This window comes from Flavobacterium macrobrachii (assembly GCF_014486675.1).
GTDB classification, from domain to species: Bacteria; Bacteroidota; Bacteroidia; order Flavobacteriales; family Flavobacteriaceae; genus Flavobacterium; species Flavobacterium macrobrachii.
On the sequence record NZ_JACTAC010000002.1, the window covers coordinates 83088 to 102238 of the forward strand.

The 19151-nt window shown below is 32.0% G+C and carries 22 protein-coding genes; 19 read left to right on the forward strand and 3 right to left on the reverse strand.

All coding sequences use genetic code 11. The annotated features are described in order from the left end of the window. The first annotated feature begins 38 nt into the window (after window positions 1–38). Complete coding sequence (locus IAI56_RS01035; RefSeq protein WP_187656106.1) at window positions 39–968, forward strand: DUF6427 family protein; 930 nt, start codon at window positions 39–41, stop codon at window positions 966–968. On the opposite strand, the gene upp is transcribed toward IAI56_RS01035, so the two are convergent. Continuing rightward, window positions 963–1616 (reverse strand): uracil phosphoribosyltransferase, encoded by a 654-nt coding sequence (gene upp, locus IAI56_RS01040; protein ID WP_133532314.1) that lies wholly within the window; start codon window positions 1614–1616, stop codon window positions 963–965. The genes IAI56_RS01035 and upp overlap by 6 nt on opposite strands. Before the next feature lie 67 nt (window positions 1617–1683). Here upp and IAI56_RS01045 point away from each other — a divergent pair, with 67 nt between their 5' ends. From IAI56_RS01045 to IAI56_RS01055, 3 genes are all read left to right on the forward strand, one after another. Next, complete coding sequence (locus IAI56_RS01045) at window positions 1684–2289, forward strand: DUF4254 domain-containing protein (RefSeq protein WP_187656107.1); 606 nt, start codon at window positions 1684–1686, stop codon at window positions 2287–2289. A gap of 151 nt (window positions 2290–2440) precedes the next feature. Further along, on the forward strand, window positions 2441–3148 hold the full coding sequence (locus tag IAI56_RS01050; protein WP_204158783.1) for an NYN domain-containing protein: 708 nt from the start codon (window positions 2441–2443) through the stop codon (window positions 3146–3148). Between the two features lie 52 nt (window positions 3149–3200). Continuing rightward, window positions 3201–4214 carry a glycosyltransferase family 9 protein gene (locus IAI56_RS01055; RefSeq protein ID WP_187656153.1) on the forward strand — a complete coding sequence of 338 codons (1014 nt, stop codon included), beginning with the start codon at window positions 3201–3203 and terminating at the stop codon, window positions 4212–4214. A gap of 60 nt (window positions 4215–4274) precedes the next feature. Here IAI56_RS01055 and IAI56_RS01060 read toward each other — a convergent pair whose 3' ends face one another. Together IAI56_RS01060 and IAI56_RS01065 are read right to left on the reverse strand one after the other, a co-directional pair. After that, window positions 4275–4583 carry a hypothetical protein gene (locus IAI56_RS01060; RefSeq protein WP_169524473.1) on the reverse strand — a complete coding sequence of 103 codons (309 nt, stop codon included), beginning with the start codon at window positions 4581–4583 and terminating at the stop codon, window positions 4275–4277. Between the two features lie 74 nt (window positions 4584–4657). After that, window positions 4658–5707 carry a ferredoxin--NADP reductase gene (locus IAI56_RS01065; RefSeq protein ID WP_187656108.1) on the reverse strand — a complete coding sequence of 350 codons (1050 nt, stop codon included), beginning with the start codon at window positions 5705–5707 and terminating at the stop codon, window positions 4658–4660. A 197-nt stretch (window positions 5708–5904) separates the two neighbouring features. Between IAI56_RS01065 and IAI56_RS01070 the strand changes: the two genes are divergently transcribed. From IAI56_RS01070 to atpG, 15 genes are all read left to right on the forward strand, one after another. Beyond that, complete coding sequence (locus IAI56_RS01070) at window positions 5905–6237, forward strand: PadR family transcriptional regulator (protein WP_187656109.1); 333 nt, start codon at window positions 5905–5907, stop codon at window positions 6235–6237. Between the two features lie 3 nt (window positions 6238–6240). Next, on the forward strand, window positions 6241–6867 hold the full coding sequence (locus tag IAI56_RS01075; RefSeq protein WP_187656110.1) for a hypothetical protein: 627 nt from the start codon (window positions 6241–6243) through the stop codon (window positions 6865–6867). Beyond that, window positions 6864–7556 (forward strand): hypothetical protein, encoded by a 693-nt coding sequence (locus IAI56_RS01080; protein ID WP_187656111.1) that lies wholly within the window; start codon window positions 6864–6866, stop codon window positions 7554–7556. The genes IAI56_RS01075 and IAI56_RS01080 overlap by 4 nt, the downstream gene beginning before the upstream one ends. Window positions 7557–7722: 166 nt before the next feature. Continuing rightward, the gene (locus IAI56_RS01085) at window positions 7723–9189 is read left to right on the forward strand and encodes a DUF5687 family protein (protein WP_187656112.1); all 1467 of its coding nucleotides are present in this window, start codon (window positions 7723–7725) and stop codon (window positions 9187–9189) included. Window positions 9190–9243: 54 nt separating this feature from the next. Further along, window positions 9244–9942: an ABC transporter ATP-binding protein gene (locus IAI56_RS01090; RefSeq protein ID WP_187656113.1), complete on the forward strand. Its 699-nt coding sequence runs from the start codon at window positions 9244–9246 to the stop codon at window positions 9940–9942. A gap of 142 nt (window positions 9943–10084) precedes the next feature. After that, window positions 10085–12937: a type IX secretion system periplasmic lipoprotein PorW/SprE gene (gene porW / locus IAI56_RS01095; RefSeq protein ID WP_483400929.1), complete on the forward strand. Its 2853-nt coding sequence runs from the start codon at window positions 10085–10087 to the stop codon at window positions 12935–12937. Between the two features lies 1 nt (window position 12938). Further along, on the forward strand, window positions 12939–13343 hold the full coding sequence (locus IAI56_RS01100) for a bactofilin family protein (protein WP_187656115.1): 405 nt from the start codon (window positions 12939–12941) through the stop codon (window positions 13341–13343). Then, window positions 13312–13539 carry an AtpZ/AtpI family protein gene (locus IAI56_RS01105; protein WP_187656116.1) on the forward strand — a complete coding sequence of 76 codons (228 nt, stop codon included), beginning with the start codon at window positions 13312–13314 and terminating at the stop codon, window positions 13537–13539. Before IAI56_RS01100 ends, IAI56_RS01105 begins: the two co-directional genes overlap by 32 nt. 16 nt (window positions 13540–13555) lie before the next feature. Further along, window positions 13556–13945 (forward strand): DUF6168 family protein, encoded by a 390-nt coding sequence (locus tag IAI56_RS01110; RefSeq protein WP_187656117.1) that lies wholly within the window; start codon window positions 13556–13558, stop codon window positions 13943–13945. A gap of 115 nt (window positions 13946–14060) precedes the next feature. Continuing rightward, complete coding sequence (gene atpB / locus IAI56_RS01115) at window positions 14061–15212, forward strand: F0F1 ATP synthase subunit A (RefSeq protein WP_187656118.1); 1152 nt, start codon at window positions 14061–14063, stop codon at window positions 15210–15212. 33 nt (window positions 15213–15245) lie between these two features. Next, window positions 15246–15437 (forward strand): ATP synthase F0 subunit C, encoded by a 192-nt coding sequence (atpE, locus tag IAI56_RS01120; RefSeq protein WP_078212011.1) that lies wholly within the window; start codon window positions 15246–15248, stop codon window positions 15435–15437. A gap of 83 nt (window positions 15438–15520) precedes the next feature. After that, entirely contained in the window at window positions 15521–16021 is a 501-nt protein-coding gene (locus IAI56_RS01125) for a F0F1 ATP synthase subunit B (RefSeq protein ID WP_187656119.1), read from the forward strand. Continuing rightward, a complete protein-coding gene (gene atpH / locus IAI56_RS01130; RefSeq protein WP_187656154.1) occupies window positions 16021–16554 on the forward strand; it encodes an ATP synthase F1 subunit delta in 534 nt (177 codons plus the stop codon). The genes IAI56_RS01125 and atpH overlap by 1 nt, the downstream gene beginning before the upstream one ends. Window positions 16555–16576: 22 nt before the next feature. Next, window positions 16577–18154, forward strand: a complete 1578-nt coding sequence (atpA, locus tag IAI56_RS01135; protein WP_187656120.1) for a F0F1 ATP synthase subunit alpha — start codon at window positions 16577–16579, stop codon at window positions 18152–18154. Between the two features lie 92 nt (window positions 18155–18246). After that, the gene (atpG, locus tag IAI56_RS01140; RefSeq protein WP_187656121.1) at window positions 18247–19107 is read left to right on the forward strand and encodes an ATP synthase F1 subunit gamma; all 861 of its coding nucleotides are present in this window, start codon (window positions 18247–18249) and stop codon (window positions 19105–19107) included. Window positions 19108–19151: the final 44 nt, after the last annotated feature.

The window sequence follows — 19151 nt, forward strand, 5'->3', positions numbered from 1 at the left end:
AGTATTATATTTACACCACAAATGTATAAAATATCATTATGATTACAACGTTTTTTAGAAAATCTACACTTATAAATTATGCATTTTCGGTATTATTGCTGATTTTCTTTTTTACTTTTTCTCAATTTAATGCATCAACTAGTGTTTTAAATAGCAATACTATTTATGAAAAAGCATTGACTATTATAGTATTACTAAGTTCACTTTTCTTGGTTAACTTTATTGTAAAAAAGAATGGGTTGACCAAAAACAGTAGTTATGCAATTTTGTTTTTCCTGCTTTATTTAGCTTTATTTCCTTCTGTTTTTGGTAATTTGAAGCTGTTGTTAGCTAATTTTTTTGTCATTCTTGCCATCCGAAGAATGATTTCGTTACAAACTTTAAAATCTCCCAAAGAAAAAATATTCGATGCTTCGTTGTGGATTTTTATAGCAAGTTTGTTCCATTTTTGGTGTATTCTTTTCCTTTTTGTGATTTATGTTTCTATAATTTTTCACGTTTCACGAGATTATAGAAATTGGCTGATACCGTTTATTGCTATTGGAACTGGAGCAATAATTTTTGTTTTATTCTCATTAATTTTTGACCAAACGTGGATTTTACATAGTATCAAACAAACCGAAATGAACTTTCAATGGGATTATTTTGTGAATAATTATAAGAAGATTGCATTAACTCTTTTTGCGATTTTCGGAATATATTTTGTTTTTTCGATGATATTTACAGTTGGAAATAAACCACTTGTGCTTCAAGCTTCCTATAAGAAAATGATTGTCAGTTTTTTTATTGGCGTATTGGTTTTCCTTTTTTCACCAGATAAAAGTAATGCAATTTTAGTCTTCACATTTTTGCCTTTGGCTGTTTTGTCAACCAACAATATTGAGTATTCTCAAAACAAAACCTATCAGGAAATAGTATTGTTTACTGTAGCAATTATTACCATTACAACCTATTTTTTCAACTTATAATTTACTGCCATAAGCCAAATCTCCAGCATCGCCAAGACCAGGAATGATATAGTTTTTCTCGTTTAATTTTTCATCCAAAGCAGCAACCCAAAGATGACAGTTTTTCGGAAGATTTTCTTCTAGATAAGCAATTCCTTCTGGCGCAGCAATAACTACAGCAATGTGAATTTCTTTCGGTTTTTGTTCCAAATGTAATTTGTGCAAAACAGCAACAATCGATTGTCCTGTTGCTAACATTGGATCAATTAGAATTAAATTTTTTCCTTCAAACGATGGTGCAGCTTGATATTCGACCAAAATTTCAAATTTATCATCGTTGTCGTAATGATGACGATAAGCAGAAACAAATCCGTTTTCGGCATCGTCAAAAAAGTTCATAAAACCAGTATGCAAAGCCAATCCAGCACGAAGAATTGAACACAAAACCACAGGTTCGGCAACAGTTGTAGTATGTTTTATGCCAAGCGGCGTTTGCACGTCAATTGCTTTATAATCCAAAGTTTTACTTAATTCATACGCCATAATTTCGCCAATACGTTCAATGTTTTTCCTGAAACGCATGCTGTCTTTTTGGATAGAAACATCACGAATTTGTGCCAAAAAATGATTAAGAATACTGTTTTGCTCCGAAATATAATGAATGTGCATAAAGCTGAAAAATTTGTATGTTTGGGTAAAAGTATAAAAACTATCTTTGCAATAAAATTTTACTACTATGTTTTCACAATTTGCCTTCCCAATTTTTGAACAAAGCATCAAAGACTATCATATTATTGATGATGTATATCAACCAACACTAAATCCTTACGAAAAAGGAAGTATTGAGTATCTTTTATATGCAAAGAATTGGGTCGACACTGTTCAATGGCATTATGAAGACATCATTCGTGATCCAAATATTGATCCAGTTGCAGCTTTAGATTTAAAACGAAAAATCGATGCTTCCAATCAAGTTCGTACGGATATGGTAGAATATATTGACAGTTACTTTCTTCAAAAATATGCTTCGGTTCAAGTAAAATCAAATGCCAAAATCAATACCGAAAGTCCAGCTTGGGCAATTGATAGATTATCGATTTTAGCTCTGAAAATTTACCACATGAATGAAGAAGCAACTCGCGTTGATGCAACAGCTGAACACAGAGCAAAATGCCAGGAAAAGTTAAACGTTTTGTTAGATCAAAAAAGCGATATGTTTACCTCGATCAATGATTTATTAACTGATATTGAAAACGGTGACAAGTTCATGAAAGTGTACAAACAAATGAAAATGTACAACGATGATGATTTGAATCCGGTGTTGTATCAGAATAAGAAATAATGGTATAAAATTTGTATTTACGAATAAAATGTACTATTTTTGTAGTACATATAACGTCCAATGAGCGGATTTGTCAGCTTTAGATTGTTCCAGTCTAAAGTAATTATAGCGACAAATACTGACTTTGGACATTTTTTTTATCTATATTTTTATGAAAACAGCAATTTTAATTGATGGAGGCTTTTTTATTAGAAGGTATAAATATATCAAAGGTTTTGAAAGTTCAGATACTCCTGAAATAATGGCAAAAAACATAGTTTCGTATTGTTTTAAACATATTCAAAGAATTAATAATTACCGTCAAAAGTACAATCTTCCGCCTACGGAACTTTACAGAATATTTTATTATGATGCAGAACCTTTTGATGGAGATTCTAAAAATCCCATATCAGGTAAATCAATGAGTTTTAAAAATACCGATTTATATAAATTTAGACACTCTCTTTTTACAGAATTAAAGAAGCAGAGAAAAATTGCATTAAGATTAGGGTTTTTAAAAAATAGCTCGAGAGAATGGCAAATAAAGTCAAGGCATACTAAATCATTACTTGACGGAACTATAAGCATTTCTGATTTAAAATTCGATGATGTAGAATTTCCCTTAAATCAAAAAGGAGTTGACATGAAAGTTGGTTTAGATATAGCAACATTATCTTTTAAAGAACAGGTAAATCAGATTATTTTAATAGCTGGCGATAGTGATTTTGTCCCAGTAGCTAAATTTGCCAGAAGAGAAGGAGTTGATTTTATTTTAGATCCGATGTTAAATCCTGTTGATCCTAATTTATTGGAACATATTGATGGTTTGATGACAATAAAGAATATGACAAAAAAGGATATTGTTCCTAAAGAAATATAATTTTGTTTTGTCAAAACCAATCCAACATATCGCCGTTATTCGTCTCTCAGCAATGGGCGATGTTGCTATGACGGTTCCAGTTATTCGAGCAATGGTTGCACAATCCCGAAGTCTCGGGACAACTGTAAAAATCACAGTCGTTTCTCGACCGTTTTTCAAACCTTTTTTTGACGGAATTCCCAATGTAGAATTTTTTGCAGTTGACGTAAAAAAACGACACAAAGGTTTATTCGGATTATTGAAATTATATTCTGATTTGAAGAAATTAAACATCGATGCTGTTGCCGATTTGCATAATGTGTTGCGTTCCCAAATCATTCGAACTTTATTTTTATTGTCAGGAAAAAAAGTTGCCGCAACCGATAAAGGCAGAGCCGAAAAACGCGCTTTAACTCGTGCCGAAAATAAAGTTTTTCAACCCTTAAAAACAATGGTCGAAAGACATGTTGAAACGTTTAAAAAACTAGGTTTTTCTGTTGATTTATCTTTGCCAAATTTCCCTGAAAAAGCATTTTTATCTGAAGAAATTTTAAGTATTTCAGGTAAAAAAGACAATTTTAAATGGATTGGAATTGCGCCATTTGCTCAATATGAAAGTAAAGTCTATCCGTTGGATTTAATGCAAAATGTAGTTGATAATTTAGCATTGAAAAGCAACACTAAAATCTTCCTTTTTGGTGGAGGAAAAGAAGAAACCGAAAAACTAAATACTTTGGCAAAACAAAGAGAAAATATCGTTGTTGTTGCCGGAAAACTAAAATTTAATCAAGAATTACAGCTTATTTCTAATCTTGATATAATGCTTTCTATGGATAGTGGAAACGCTCATATTGCCGCAATGTTAGGTATAAAAGTCATCACACTTTGGGGTGCAACACATCCTTTTGCTGGATTTGCACCATTCAATCAACCGCTGGAAAATTGCCTAACTTCTGATAGAGAAAAATATCCACTATTGCCAACTTCGGTTTATGGAAATAAAAAAGTGGAAGGTTATGAAGATGTGATGCGAAGTATTTCTGTGGAAAGTATTGTGAAAAAAATTAATTTAGTTTTAAACCATTAAGAAATTAAGTTTCATTAAGATTTGCCTTAACTTTTCTTAATTTCTTAATGGTTTAATAAGTTATAAATAAATCTTATTTATTCTGCAAATCTCTAAAATATAACTTTTTAGATTAGAAATTGTAGCTTGATAATTTGGTGCTTCATAGCCAAATCGTTCGTGTTCCAACTGTTCTTTTTCAATAGCATTACAACCTTTTATGACTTCCTTAATCATGTCGAGCATAATGAGTTCTTTGCTTTTTTCTTTTTCAAATTTTAAGTCAACCAACTCGTCTTCCAATCGTTCGCAATAATCCAAAAGCTCCTGAACTTCGGGTTCATCCAAAAGATCAGGAGCTTTTTTAAATATCTCTAGTTTGTTTTTCATTTCCAATTACAATATCAATTGCAAAAATCAAAAGCAATTTTAAAATCTGAAATCATTAATCAACAATCTTCAATCTAAACATCATCAAAATCCACATAAATTTCGGCCGATGTTGGATGTGCTTGACAAGTTAAAATCAAACCTTCGGCAACTTCGCCATCGGTTAAAATGGAGTTCTTTTTCATTTCAGCTGAACCGTTTGTAATTCGTGCTAAACACGAACTGCAAATGCCACCTTGACAAGAGTAAGGTGCATCAATTCCTTGTTTTAAAGCCGCTTCGAGCACGGTTTGTTTCTGCGACATTTCAAAAGTGGTTTCTTCATCATCAACCATAATGGTGATTTTTGTGTGACCAGATTGATTGCCAACGTTAGTATTTTCAGCAGTTGAAGTGGAAAACAATTCAAACTTAATATCTTTTTCGGCTACATTGTGTTCTTTTAAAACATTGGAAACCACATTAATCATTTCTTCTGGTCCGCATAAATAGAATTTATCAAACTCTTTTTCTTTGTGTTTGTTATTAAGAATGAAATTCACAGCCGATTTATCAATTCTTCCAAAAAGATCGCCACCATTTGATTTGCTGTAAACAAAATGTACAAACAAACGTCCAACATATTTCAGTTGTAAATCGTGAAGTTCCTGATGAAAGATGGTTTCTTCGGGTGATTTATTACCATAAACTATAACAAAAGTACTGTTTGGTTCGCTTTCTAAAACCGATTTTAAGATGGACATTACTGGTGTAATTCCGCTTCCGGCAACGAAACCTGCATAATTTTTTTGTTTATCAGCATTAGGTTCAAATGTAAATTTTCCTTCTGGTTGACCAACTTCAATAATATCTCCAACTTTTAAATTGTCATTGGCAAATTTTGAAAAATGACCGTTTTGAACTGATTTAATGGCAATGCGAAGTTCGCCGCTATTTGGAGAAGAACAAATAGAATAAGCGCGACGAATTTCTTGTCCGTCAAGCGTTAATTTTAAATTAACGTATTGACCAGCAATAAATTGATAAGTTGATTTTAATTCGGATGGAATGTTGAATGTAATTGAAATTGCGTTGGCAGTTTCCCTTTTTAAATCTTTTATGGTTAGTTTATAATAAGTTGACATGAATAATAATTTTTACAAAGGTAATAATATCAAATTCAAAAATCAATTGCAATTTTAACTTCAAAAATCAACTTCAACTTCAAAAATCAATAGCAATTTCAAATTAAATTTTATACATAGAAGTCTTATGTATATAAAAAACTTATGTATATTTGTGCTGTTGCAAACGTAAGATTGCTTCATAAATCCTCAATGATATGAAAAACTCGCAATTATATAAAGGAAGTTTGACCACGATAGTGATGAAACTATTGGAAGAAAACGGTAGAATGTATGGATATGAAATTACCCAAAAAGTAAAAGAAATAACCAAAGGCGAACTAAAAATCACCGAAGGTGCATTGTATCCAGCGTTGCATAAACTGGAAGCCGAAGGCGTTCTTGAAGTAGAAATTGAAAACGTGGACAATCGACTGCGTAAATATTATAAACTCACTGAAAAAGGAACTTCGGAAACCGTAAATCGATTGGCAGAACTGGAAGAATTTATTAAAAATATGCAAAGTATTGTAAATCCTAAATTAACGTAATTTATGAAACTAAACAAAAACCAAATACAGTTTATTGACGGTTTTTTGCAACGCAATGATGTTATTTATGTTGATATTCGAGCTGAAATGATTGATCACATTGCCACTGGCGTTGAAGAAAAAATGAAAGTTGAAGATATTGAATTTCACGATGCTTTTGTTAGTTATGTCAATTCAAATCGAAAAGAAATTTTCAGTATGAATAAAAAAACGTGGCAGAGTACGTTATCAGAATTAAAAAATTATTTTCGTTTTTTTCTTAAACCGAAAAGTTTGTTTGCTGTAGTGTTGATTATCATGTTGTTTTTTACATTCCGGAAAACAATGGTTTATACTTTTCTAAAAGAAGATTTATCGTTTTACTTTTTGCTTATTTTCTTGAGCTATTCAATGTTGAGTATGATTTATTTTTTTGGAATAAAAAAAAAGAGGTATTATTTTATCGAGAGAAGCAATATTGTTTTATCGATTTTATACTGGATAAACCTATTTTTATTCAAACCGTTTGATAAACAAGAATACATATCAGATGTATTAACAATAGTTTTCATGTGTTTGTTTGTGGTATATGTTCTATATGCAATTAATCAGATAAATAAATTTTTTAATTCTAAGATGATTATTAAATGAAACTATCCGCCGAACAAATAGAAAAATTATACCAATTCACGCGTCAACATTACGTGGAATATTATGATTTACAAACCGAATTGGTTGATCATTTAGCCAATGCTATTGAAGAACAATGGCAACAAAATCCAAAATTATCTTTTCAAGAATCGTTACAAATTGAGTTCAAAAAATTTGGTGTTTTTGGGTTTATGGATGTGGTTGGACAAAGACAATCAGCATTGAACAAAAAATACAACAAATTAGTTTTAAACGAATTAAAAACTTTTTTTTCGGTTCCAAAAATCATAGGAACAGTCGCTGCTATTGGAATTGTATTTTATTTGATGAAACAACTTCAAGGAGATTTTTGGGTAGTACAATCATTCTTTTTCGTTTTAGTCATTTCCTATTTTGCTGGAATGGTAATTTTGACGCAAAGAAATAAAAAGAGAAACAAGCAAAACGGTAAAAAATGGTTGCTGAAAGAAATCATTTTTGGTTACAGTTCTTCGGCTGGATTGATAAATTTACCGATACAATTTTCACTTCATTTAAAAGGCGAAAATTATCATGACGGATTTTTATTGTTGTTCAGTTTTCTATTGATTTTATTAGGATTAACCGAATACATCATGCTGGTTTTAATTCCGTCAAAAGCTGAAGATTTTTTAAAAGAAACCTATCCTGAATATGAAATTGTAAATTAAAATTTGTGTTCTCGATACATTTTTTGGTTCGTCAGTTCGAGTTTTTTCTGGAAGAAAAAGTATCGAGAACCGAACCAAAAAATACTCGAATTGACGAATTTTTTACAGTATTTGTAACATTTTACTATCTTTAGAAACTAACTTTTACAACCAAAAACAAAAATCTATGTTCAAACATTTTATTTGGCTCGAGTGGAAATCATTTCTGCGTTCGGCATCATTCGGAACAAATCTCGCCATGAAAATCATCATGGGATTAGTTGCCGTTTATTTTCTAGCGTGTTTTGCTATTATGGGCTTGGGTGTTTATTTTATTCTTGAGGACGAAGGCATGAAACCGCTTGAAACCGTGAATAAATTTATGATTTATTATTTTGCAGTAGATTTAATGGTTCGTTATTTTCTGCAAAAAATGCCGGTAATGAACATTCGTCCATTGCTAACTTTACCTATCAAAAAAGGAACAATTGTGCATTTTTCGTTAGGAAAAACAGCTTTGTCTTTTTTCAATTGGACACACGCTTTGTTTTTCATTCCGTTTACCGTTGTTTTATTAGTAAAAGGTTATGGTTATCAAGCCATTTTGTGGAATATCGCCATGTTTGCTTTGGTGTATTTCAATAATTTCATCAATATTCTAATCAACAATAAAGATGCTGTTTTTTATAGTGTTTTGGCTGTTTTTGCCGGATTAGGATTGACACAATACTACAATATTTTTGACATTACAGCTTATACACAACCGTTTTTTCAAGGAATGTATGACACCAATTATTTGTTTTTACTTCCAGTACTTTTCTTAATTGCGGCTTATTATTTTTCGTTCCAATATTTCAAAAGCAATCTCAATTTGGACGAAGGTTTGGCTAAGAAAAGCGAAGTGGCTCAAACCGAAAATTATACTTGGTTAGAACAATTTGGAATTTTAGGAACTTTTTTAAAAAACGATATTCGGTTATTGAGAAGAAACAAACGCTCAAAAACGACATTGATTATGAGTGTTGTGTTTGTTTTTTATGGATTATTATTTTTCACTAGTTCGATTGAAGCTTATGATAATCCGGCGATGAAAGTCTTTGCAGGAATTTTTGTTTCGGGTGGATTTTTGTTCACGTTTGGACAATTTATTCCAAGTTGGGATAGTGCTTATTATCAACTATTAATGAGCCAAAATATTCCTTACAAAGAATACATCAAATCAAAATGGTGGTTGATGGTTATTGGAACAGTAATTTCAACACTTTTAGCATCATTCTATCTTTATTTTGGAATTCACACTTATTTAATCGTTGTCGTTGCAGCTATTTTTAACATCGGAGTAAATTCACATTTGGTAATGCTTGGTGGCGCATTTGTGAAAACACCAATCGATTTAACTACGAGCAAACAAGCCTTTGGAGACAAACAAGCCTTTAACGTAAAAACAATGTTGATTGCCATTCCAAAAATGCTTTTGCCAATGGCTTTATATGCCGCAGGTTATTATCTTTTTTCACCCAATATTGGATTACTTTTTGTAGCATTAGCTGGAGTTATTGGTTTTATGTTTAGAAACTATATGTTTACTAAAATCGAAAAAATCTACAAATCCGAAAAATATGCAACCATCGCCGCTTACAAACAAAAAAGCTAATATTTAGATATAAAGTTCATAATACAATATACAACAATACAATATACAGAAATCATGATACAAGTACATAATCTTTCAAAAACATATAACAACGGAGTTAAAGTATTAAACGTTCAATCGCTAGAAATTCCAAAAGGACAAAGCTTTGGTTTGGTTGGAAATAACGGTGCAGGAAAAACCACTTTCTTCAGTTTATTATTAGATTTAATTCAACCAAGCACAGGACATATTATCAACAATAATGTTCAGGTAAACACTAGCGAAGACTGGAAACCTTTCACGGCTGCTTTCATCGATGAAAGTTTCTTGATAGGTTATTTAACTGCCGAAGAATATTTTTATTTCATTGGCGAATTACGAAATCAAAACAAAGCCGATGTTGACACTTTATTAGCAAAACATGAAGAATTTTTCAACGGCGAAATTTTAAAAAGTAAAAAATACCTTCGAGATTTATCCAAAGGAAACATGAAAAAAGTTGGAATTATAGCAGCTTTAATTGGAAATCCAGAAGTGGTAATTCTTGACGAACCATTTGCAAATTTGGATCCAACAACCGTAAATCGTTTGAAAAAAATCATCAAAGAATTAGCCGATGATACTAATACAACTGTTCTAGTTTCTAGTCATGATTTGGTTCACACTGTTGAGGTTTGCAACCGAATTGTAGCTCTAAACAAAGGTGAAATTGTAAAAGATATTCAAACATCGCCAGAAACCTTGAAAGAATTAGAAGCGTTTTTTGCGGTGTAATATTGCTCATTTTTAAACAATTATAGCTGTATGTCATAAAAAACATACGGCTATTTTTTTGCCATATCAAAAAGAAACGTATTTTTACCCGTTAGTTATACTATTTATGACAAATTTACGTTATCGAACAAAACGTTTTACATTGAAAACCACTACTCTTAAATACTTTATATTTTTGGGAACATTTCTTTTTTTGATAGCTTGTTCTACCAAAAAAAATACATTTCTTTCCCGAAATTCTCATGCATTGAGCACCAAATACAATATTTTGTACAACGGAAATCTTGCGCTCGACAAAGGATTATTAGATTTAAAATCAAAATACCAAGACAATTTTTGGGAAATTCTTCCCGTAGAAAGGATGCAAATTTCGGAAGAACAATTGCAACCCAATGAAACCAAAAACCCCGATTTTGAAAGAGCTGAAGAAAAAGCAACTAAAGCTATCCAGAAACATTCGATGAATATTCAAGGTTCAGAGAAAAATCCACAAATGGATGAAGCACATCTTTTGTTAGGAAAATCAAGATATTACAGTCAGCGTTTCGTTCCGGCATTGGAAGCCTTCAATTATGTTTTATATAAATATCCATCGAGCGATAAAATTTATGAAGTAAAAATTTGGCGTGAAAAAACTAATATGCGACTAGAAAACGATGCTTTGGCAGTAAATAATCTTCGCAAATTGTTGAAAGAAATTAAATTTAAAGACCAAATTTTCGCTGATGCTAATGCTACTTTAGCTCAAGCTTTTATCAATTTAGAAGAAAAAGATAGCGCAGTTGCCAAGCTGAAATTAGCCAGAGATTTTACAAAATCCAATGAAGAAGTTTCGCGTTACCATTTTATTTTGGCGCAACTTTATGAAAAAATGGGTTATAAAGACAGCGCTTTTGCTAGTTATCAAGAAGTGATTGATATGAATAGAAAAGCGGCAAGACGATATGTAATTCATGCGCATATCAATCAAGCAAGACAAACCGCTATCCAAAAAGGTGACACAATTACATTTCTTAAAAAATTCAACGATTTAATCCAAGATAGAGAAAATCGACCATATCTTGATGCATTGTACCATCAAAAAGCAAAGTTCTATGAAGGTCAAGAGAATTTCAAAGAAGCAAAGAAAAACTATAATCTTTCTCTGAAAAAGAAAACGCTTGATCAGTATTTAATTGCCTCTAATTATAGAAATCTTGCTTCCATTTATTTTGACGATGCAAAATATGCAATCGCAGGAAAATATTACGACAGTACGTTGGTCAATTTAAAACCAAGAACAAGAGAATTTAATGCCATTAAAAAGAAACGCGAAAATCTTGAAGATGTTATTAAATATGAAGGAATTGCACAAAAAAATGACAGTATAATTTCGTTGTTTAAAATGCCAATGGCTGAAAAAACAGCTTATTTTGAAAAACATATTCTTAAACTTAAAACCGAAGAAGAAAAACTTAAAAAAGAACAAGAAAAACTTGATCGGATTAACCAAAATTCTCAAGTTGGAAACGAAGGAAAATTGGAAGCCAATAACGCAATCAAAACTCCAACTGTTGCAAAAGCTGGAACATCAAATCTTGGAGGAATTTTCTATTTTTATAATTCAACTACAGTTGCCTTTGGTAAAAAGGAATTTAGTAAAACGTGGGGAAAAATTAAGTTGACAGATAACTGGAAATCAACAAATGGACAAACCTTAGACAAAGGTAATGAAAATGCAATAGAAAAAAATGAAGAAGAAATTCAAAATGCCGAGGTAAAAGAAGAAGATAAAAACAGCCCGTACAATCCAGAGTTTTACATAGCGCAATTGCCAACCGATGCAACAGTAATTGATAGTCTATCGAAAGAAAGAAATTTTGCGTATTACCAACTTGGAATTATTTATAAAGAAAAATTCAAAGAATATGAATTGGCAGTCGATAAATTAGAAAAACTTTTAAAAAATCAACCCGAAGAACGATTGGTTTTGCCATCAATGTATAATTTGTATAAGCTCTATGAAATTTTAGACAAAAATAAAGCAGCATCAATGAAATCGCAGATTATTTCGCAATTTCCAGAATCGAGATATGCTCAAATTTTGCTCAATCCAAACAGCGATATTGCCGAGTCAAGCGACTCACCAAAAGTAGTTTATGAAGCTTTGTTTAAAGAATATCAAAATGGCGAATTCAAAACCGTTTTAACCAAGACCGAAACAGCAATTGATAGATTTACAGGCGATGAAATGGTGCCAAAATTCGAATTACTAAAAGCTAACATCATCGGAAAGTTGAAAGGATTGACAGAATATCAACAAGCATTAAACTATGTGAGTTTAAATTATCCAAACAGCGAAGAAGGAAAAACAGCCGAGAAAATTATCAACGTAAGCATTCCAAAACTTCAAGCCTTAGAATTAGGAAAATACGGATCTACTAATTGGAAGATTTTATATACTTCAAAAGATTTTGAGGACAAAAACACCAAACATATTTTGGAGAAAATTACTAAATTTATCAATGAAAGAAGTTTAGATAAATTGTCAGTATCCAAAGATATTTACACGATGACCGATAATTTTGTGGTTATTCACGGTATGAAATCTGAAGAATATGCTAAAGGAATTGCATCGATTTTAAAAGAGTTTAAAGAATATAAAATTCAAGATTTACCAATTATTATTTCAACTGAAAATTATACAGTTGTTCAAATAAAGAAAAACCTCGATGATTATTTGGCAGGAAAATTATCTGATAATCCACAACAACCAAATTGGGATGGAACAATTGAGAAGATAGTGGTTCCACAACAAGAACAACCAAAATCAGATCAACAAGAACAACCAAGAGATGTTCAATCAGAAAGACAAGCTATTCAAGAGCAAAAAAAGCAAATGAATCAGCTAAATTCTGGTAATCAAAATCAAAGCGAAATAAAAAGAAAAAACGACAATTCATTAGAGTTACCTCCAGTTCCAGGAATGATTCCTAATGATAAAAAAGGCAAATAAAATGTTTGAAAAAAGTCCAAAATCTTACACCGATTTATTGGGAAAAACCAATAGAATTGTAGAAGGTACAATCATTCAGGGAAATATAACTTCGCCTGCTGATTTTCGTTTGGACGGACATTTAATTGGTAATTTTCAATCCAAAGGCAAACTAGTTATTGGTCCAGCTGGAATGGTAAAAGGCGATGTAATTTGTAAAAATGCCGATATCGAAGGAGTTTTTGAAGGAAAAATCCAAGTACTGGAAATCTTAAATATAAAAGCAAAAGCACATATCAAAGGCGAAGTGATTTGCGGAAAACTATCCGTTGAACCCGGCGCCGAATTTAGTGCTACTTGTGTTATGAAACCACAAGTAAAAAACCTTCCAAACGATGGACAATCAAAAGAAGAAAAAGCAAGCTAACAAATGGTTACAGCTTATTAACATTCCTATCCAAATGGGGATAATCATATTTCTGTTTGCCGCTTTGGGCGATTGGCTCGACGAAAAATACCCTAATAAAAACGATTGGTACGTAAAGATTTTAGTATTAGTTGGTGTAGCCATTGCTTTTTACAACGTCAATCGTCAATTGAAAGAAATCAACAAAAACGAATAATTCCTCCAAGTTCATAATGACTTTCAAAACCTTTTTATACCTTTTTAGTATTTCAATAATTGCTTTTGTAATCCATTTTTTTCTGGTAGAAAATGTTGTTCCAAAGAATGAATTGGTAAAATGGACGTATTCTATAGCCAATTTATATACTATCTTTTTTGTGTTTTCAGTAGTTATTATGAGTTTGCTATTATTCGTTAGAACCAAAAATCTCGACTACGTTGGTTACACCTATTTAATAGCAACATCGATAAAAATGGGAATCGCCTATTTCTTGCTGCGACCAGTTTTAGCCACAACAACCGATGAAAATTCGACAGAGAAAATAAACTTTTTTATTGTTTTTATTTGTTTTTTGGCAATAGAAACACTTTTAACCATCAGAATTTTAAACAATAAGCAATAAATTCAAGAAAAATTGATAATTCAATTAAAAAAACAAAACTTATACTTTTTCATATTAATTAATATTGTACTTTTGCACCAAATTTGAAGAAATAAAATTTTAGATAAAATCAGATATGGTGATTTCAAAAAAACCACTCCATTTTATAGTTGCAACATTAGTAGCATTTTTGCCATTAGTAACGGTTGCAAATCCTACAAACGATTCAACAACTGTTGAGCACACTTCTGTTACTACTGAAGCAAAAACCGAGCATCACGAAGGAGAATCGAAAGACTTAAAAACCGAGATTAAAGAATTCATTAATCATCACTTGCAAGATTCTTATGATTTCCATTTGTTTTCTTATGAAGATGATGCAAAAGTAGAACACCATATTGGTTTTCCATTACCGGTAATTCTTTGGGATAATGGTTTACAATTGTTTTCTTCTTCAAAATTCCACCATGGAGAAAGTGCTGCGGAAAGCAATGGAAATTACTACAGATTATTTCATGGAAAAATTTACAAAGTAGCCAATGCTGATGAGCAAGTTGCTGTTGATGCAAAACATCACGTAACAAACGAAAAACCATTTGATTTTTCTATCACAAAAAATGTCTTTATGATGTTGGTGGTTTCAATAATCATGTTCTTGTTATTTACAAGTTTGGCAAAATCTTATGCTAAAAACGGCGGAATTGCAAAAGGTGCTGGTCGTTTCTTTGAGCCAATCATTCTTTATATTAGAGACGATATTGCTATTCCTAATATTGGAAAAAATTATAAAAAATACATGAGTTATTTGTTGACTATTTTCTTCTTCGTTTGGTTCTTAAATATTTTTGGATTAACACCGCTAGGAGTAAACGTAACAGGAAATATTGCTATTACAGCAGGTTTAGCTTTAATAACTTATTTGATTACAACTTTTACAGCAAATAAAAATTATTGGGGACATATTTTTTGGATGCCTGGAGTTCCAGCACCAATGAAATTAGTTTTAGCACCAATTGAGTTATTAGGAACAATTATTAAGCCTTTCTCATTGATGATACGTCTTTATGCAAACATTGTTGCTGGACACGTGGTTTTAATGAGTATAATAGGATTGATGTTTATTTTCAAAAATTGGTTAGGAAGTAGTTTATCTTTCGTACTTGCTTTTGCGTTATCATTATTAGAAATTTTAGTTGCCGCTTTACAGGCATATATTTTCACTATGTTATCAGCACTTTATTTTGGTGCTGCAAATGAAGAACATTATAACGATGATGCTCATCATTAATAAATTGAATGTTTAATTAAATATATATACATTATGCAAATTCCAACTATTGTAGGAGCAGGTTTGATCGTTATTGGTGCTGGTTTAGGTATCGGTAAAATTGGTGGTTCAGCTATGGACGCTATTGCTCGTCAACCAGAAGCATCTGGAAAAATCCAAACAGCTATGCTTATTGCTGCTGCTTTGATTGAAGGTATTGGTTTCGCTGCGTTATTCGCATCTTAATCTAAAAAAATTAACAACAGTTGCAACGGTTGGTTGTAACTGTTGTTTTTAAAAAAAAATTTCTAAAACAGAATTTATATATAATGGAAAAATTATTAGAACAATTTTCACTTGGCTTATTTTTCTGGATGCTTGTCATCTTCGTTGCGTTGATTTTCTTATTGAAAAAATTCGCTTGGAAACCAATTCTTGATGCGGTAAACGAAAGAGAAGAAGGAATTAAAAATGCATTACTTTCTGCTGAAAATGCTAAAAAAGAAATGCAAAATCTTAAGTCAGATAATGAGAAATTATTAGCTGAAGCTAGATTAGAGCGTGACACAATGATTAAGGAAGCGCGTGAAATCAAAGAAAAAATGATTAACGATGCTAAAACTGAAGCTCAACAAGCTGGAGAAAAAATGATTTCTCAAGCAAAAGCAGCTATCGAAAGCGAAAAAAATGCTGCTATGGCTGAATTAAAAGCTAAAGTTTCTAGCTTATCAGTAGAAATTGCAGAGAAATTATTAAAAGACGAATTATCTAACTCAGAAGCTCAAACCAAATTGGTTGAGAAAATGTTAGGTGATGTAAAATTAAATTAATCGTTATGTCAAGAGCTGCGATTAGATATGCAAAAGCAATTTTAGAAACCGCTGTTTCTTCTGGAAATACAATTAAGGTAAATGATGACATGAAGTCAATCGTTGCCTCAATTTCAAATAGCCAAGAATTAAGTGATTTTCTGTCAAGTCCAATCATTTCATCTGAATTGAAAATGAACGCTTTGTCAGAAGTATTTGCTTCAGTTCAAGCAGAAACAAAAATGCTTTTTAAATTGTTACAAGAGAACAAGAGATTTGGAATTTTAGAACCAATTGCTTCACAATTCAATGTGTTATTTGACCATATGAACGGTGTTGAGCTTGCCAAAGTAACTACAGCTTTCCCAATCACTGCTGATTTAGAAGGTAAAGTTTTGGCAAAAATTGCTACTTTTTCAGATAAAAAGATAACTATCGAAAACATTGTTGATCCATCAATTATTGGCGGATTTGTGTTGAGAATAGGTGATAAACAATACAATGCTTCTGTTGCCAACAGATTGCAAGAATTAAAAAGAGAGTTAAGTAATTAATTACCATTAAAGATATATCAAAATGGCGGAAATTAAAGCTGCTGAAATTTCAGCAATATTAAAAAAACAATTAGAAGGATTTCAATCTGGAGCAACTTTAGAAGAAGTTGGATCAGTACTTCAAGTAGGTGATGGTATTGCTCGTGTTTACGGGTTATCAAATGCGCAATACGGTGAGTTAGTTCAATTCGATAACGGATTGGAAGCTATCGTATTGAACTTAGAAGAAGACAACGTTGGGGTTGTACTTTTAGGACCATCAACTGGAATTAAAGAAGGTTCAATAGTAAAAAGAACGCAACGTATTGCATCTTTAAAAGTTGGTGAGCAAATCGTAGGTCGTGTTGTGGATACATTAGGTAACCCAATCGACGGTAAAGGTCCAATAGGTGGAGATTTATACGAAATGCCATTAGAAAGAAAAGCTCCTGGAGTTATCTTCCGTCAGCCAGTAACTGAACCATTACAAACAGGTATCAAATCTATCGACGCGATGATTCCTGTTGGACGTGGACAACGTGAGTTAGTGATTGGTGACCGTCAAACAGGTAAAACAACTGTTTGTATCGATACTATCTTAAATCAAAAAGAATTTTACGATGCTGGTCAACCAGTATTCTGTATATATGTAGCAATTGGACAAAAAGCGTCAACTGTTGCAGGAATTGCAAAAACATTAGAAGAAAAAGGAGCGATGGCTTATACAACTATTGTTGCGGCTAATGCTTCTGATCCAGCGCCAATGCAAGTTTATGCGCCAATGGCTGGAGCTGCAATTGGAGAATATTTCCGTGATTCTGGTCGTCCAGCTTTGATTATCTATGATGATTTATCAAAACAAGCAGTAGCTTACCGTGAAGTTTCTCTTTTATTAAGAAGACCACCAGGACGTGAAGCTTATCCTGGAGACGTTTTCTATCTTCACTCTCGTTTATTAGAAAGAGCTTGTAAAGTGATTGCTGATGACGATATCGCAAGAAACATGAATGATTTACCAGATTCATTGAAACCAATCGTAAAAGGTGGTGGTTCTTTAACTGCTTTACCAATTATCGAAACACAAGCTGGTGACGTTTCTGCCTATATTCCAACTAACGTAATTTCGATTACTGACGGACAGATTTTCCTTGATGGTGATTTGTTTAACTCTGGAGTTCGTCCAGCAATTAACGTAGGTATTTCGGTATCTCGTGTTGGAGGAAATGCTCAAATTAAATCGATGAAAAAAGTTTCGGGAACATTAAAATTAGACCAAGCTCAATTCCGTGAATTGGAAGCGTTTGCTAAATTTGGTTCTGACCTTGATGCAGTTACTTTAAACGTAATTGAAAAAGGAAAAAGAAACGTTGAAATCTTGAAACAAGCCGTAAACGATCCATATACAGTTGAAGACCAAGTAGCTATTATTTATGCTGGTTCTAAAAACTTATTGAGAAATGTTCCTGTAAACAAAGTAAAAGAATTCGAAAGAGATTTCATCGAATACTTAAACAACAAACATAGAGATACTTTAAACGCTTTAAAAGCAGGTAAGTTAGACGATAACATTACTGACGTTTTAGAAAAAGCAGCTAAAGAAATAGGAGCGAAATATAACTAAAAAAAGTATATTGTATAATTGTATACTGTAGTATGTGAAAATCAGATACAGTATACATTATACAAATTTTTACAATATACAATTTATAAAAAATGGCAAACTTAAAGGAAATCCGTAATAGAATTACTTCCGTTCAGTCAACGATGCAGATTACATCGGCGATGAAAATGGTTTCTGCAGCAAAGTTGAAAAAAGCACAAGATGCGATTACAGCAATGCGTCCTTATGCCGAAAAATTAACGGAATTATTACAAAGTGTTAGCGCAACTCTTGAAGGTGATGCAGGCGGACAATTTACATCACAACGTGAAGTAAATAAAGTCTTAGTTGTGGTAATCACTTCAAACCGTGGTTTGTGTGGTGCATTTAATTCAAATGTAATCAAACAATCAAAAATTGTAGCCGATAGTTATGCTGGAAAACAAGTAGATTTTTTTGCTATTGGTAAAAAAGGAAACGATGCTTTCAGAAAAGCAAATACGGTTATTGAAAACAAAAGCGAAGTATTTGACAATTTAACTTTTGATAATGTTGCCGAAATTGCCGAGGTTTTAACTAAAAAGTTTACTTCTGGCGAATACGATAAAATTGAAATTGTTTACAATCAATTCAAAAATGCCGCAACACAAATCGTTCAAACAGAGCAGTTTTTGCCGTTAGCTCCTGTAAAATCAGATAAACCTGTTTCAGCTGGAGATTATATTTTTGAACCTTCAAAAGAAGAAATTGTATTAACGTTAATTCCAAAATCGTTAAAAACACAGTTGTATAAATCAATCAGAGATTCTTTTGCTTCTGAACATGGTGCTCGAATGACTGCTATGCACAAAGCAACTGACAACGCAACCGAGTTGAGAAATCAATTGAAATTAACTTATAATAAAGCTCGTCAAGCTGCGATTACTGGAGAAATTCTTGAAATCGTTGGTGGTGCTGAGGCATTGAAAGGTTAATAATTAATTTATATAAAAAAAGAGCCAACATTTTGTTGGCTCTT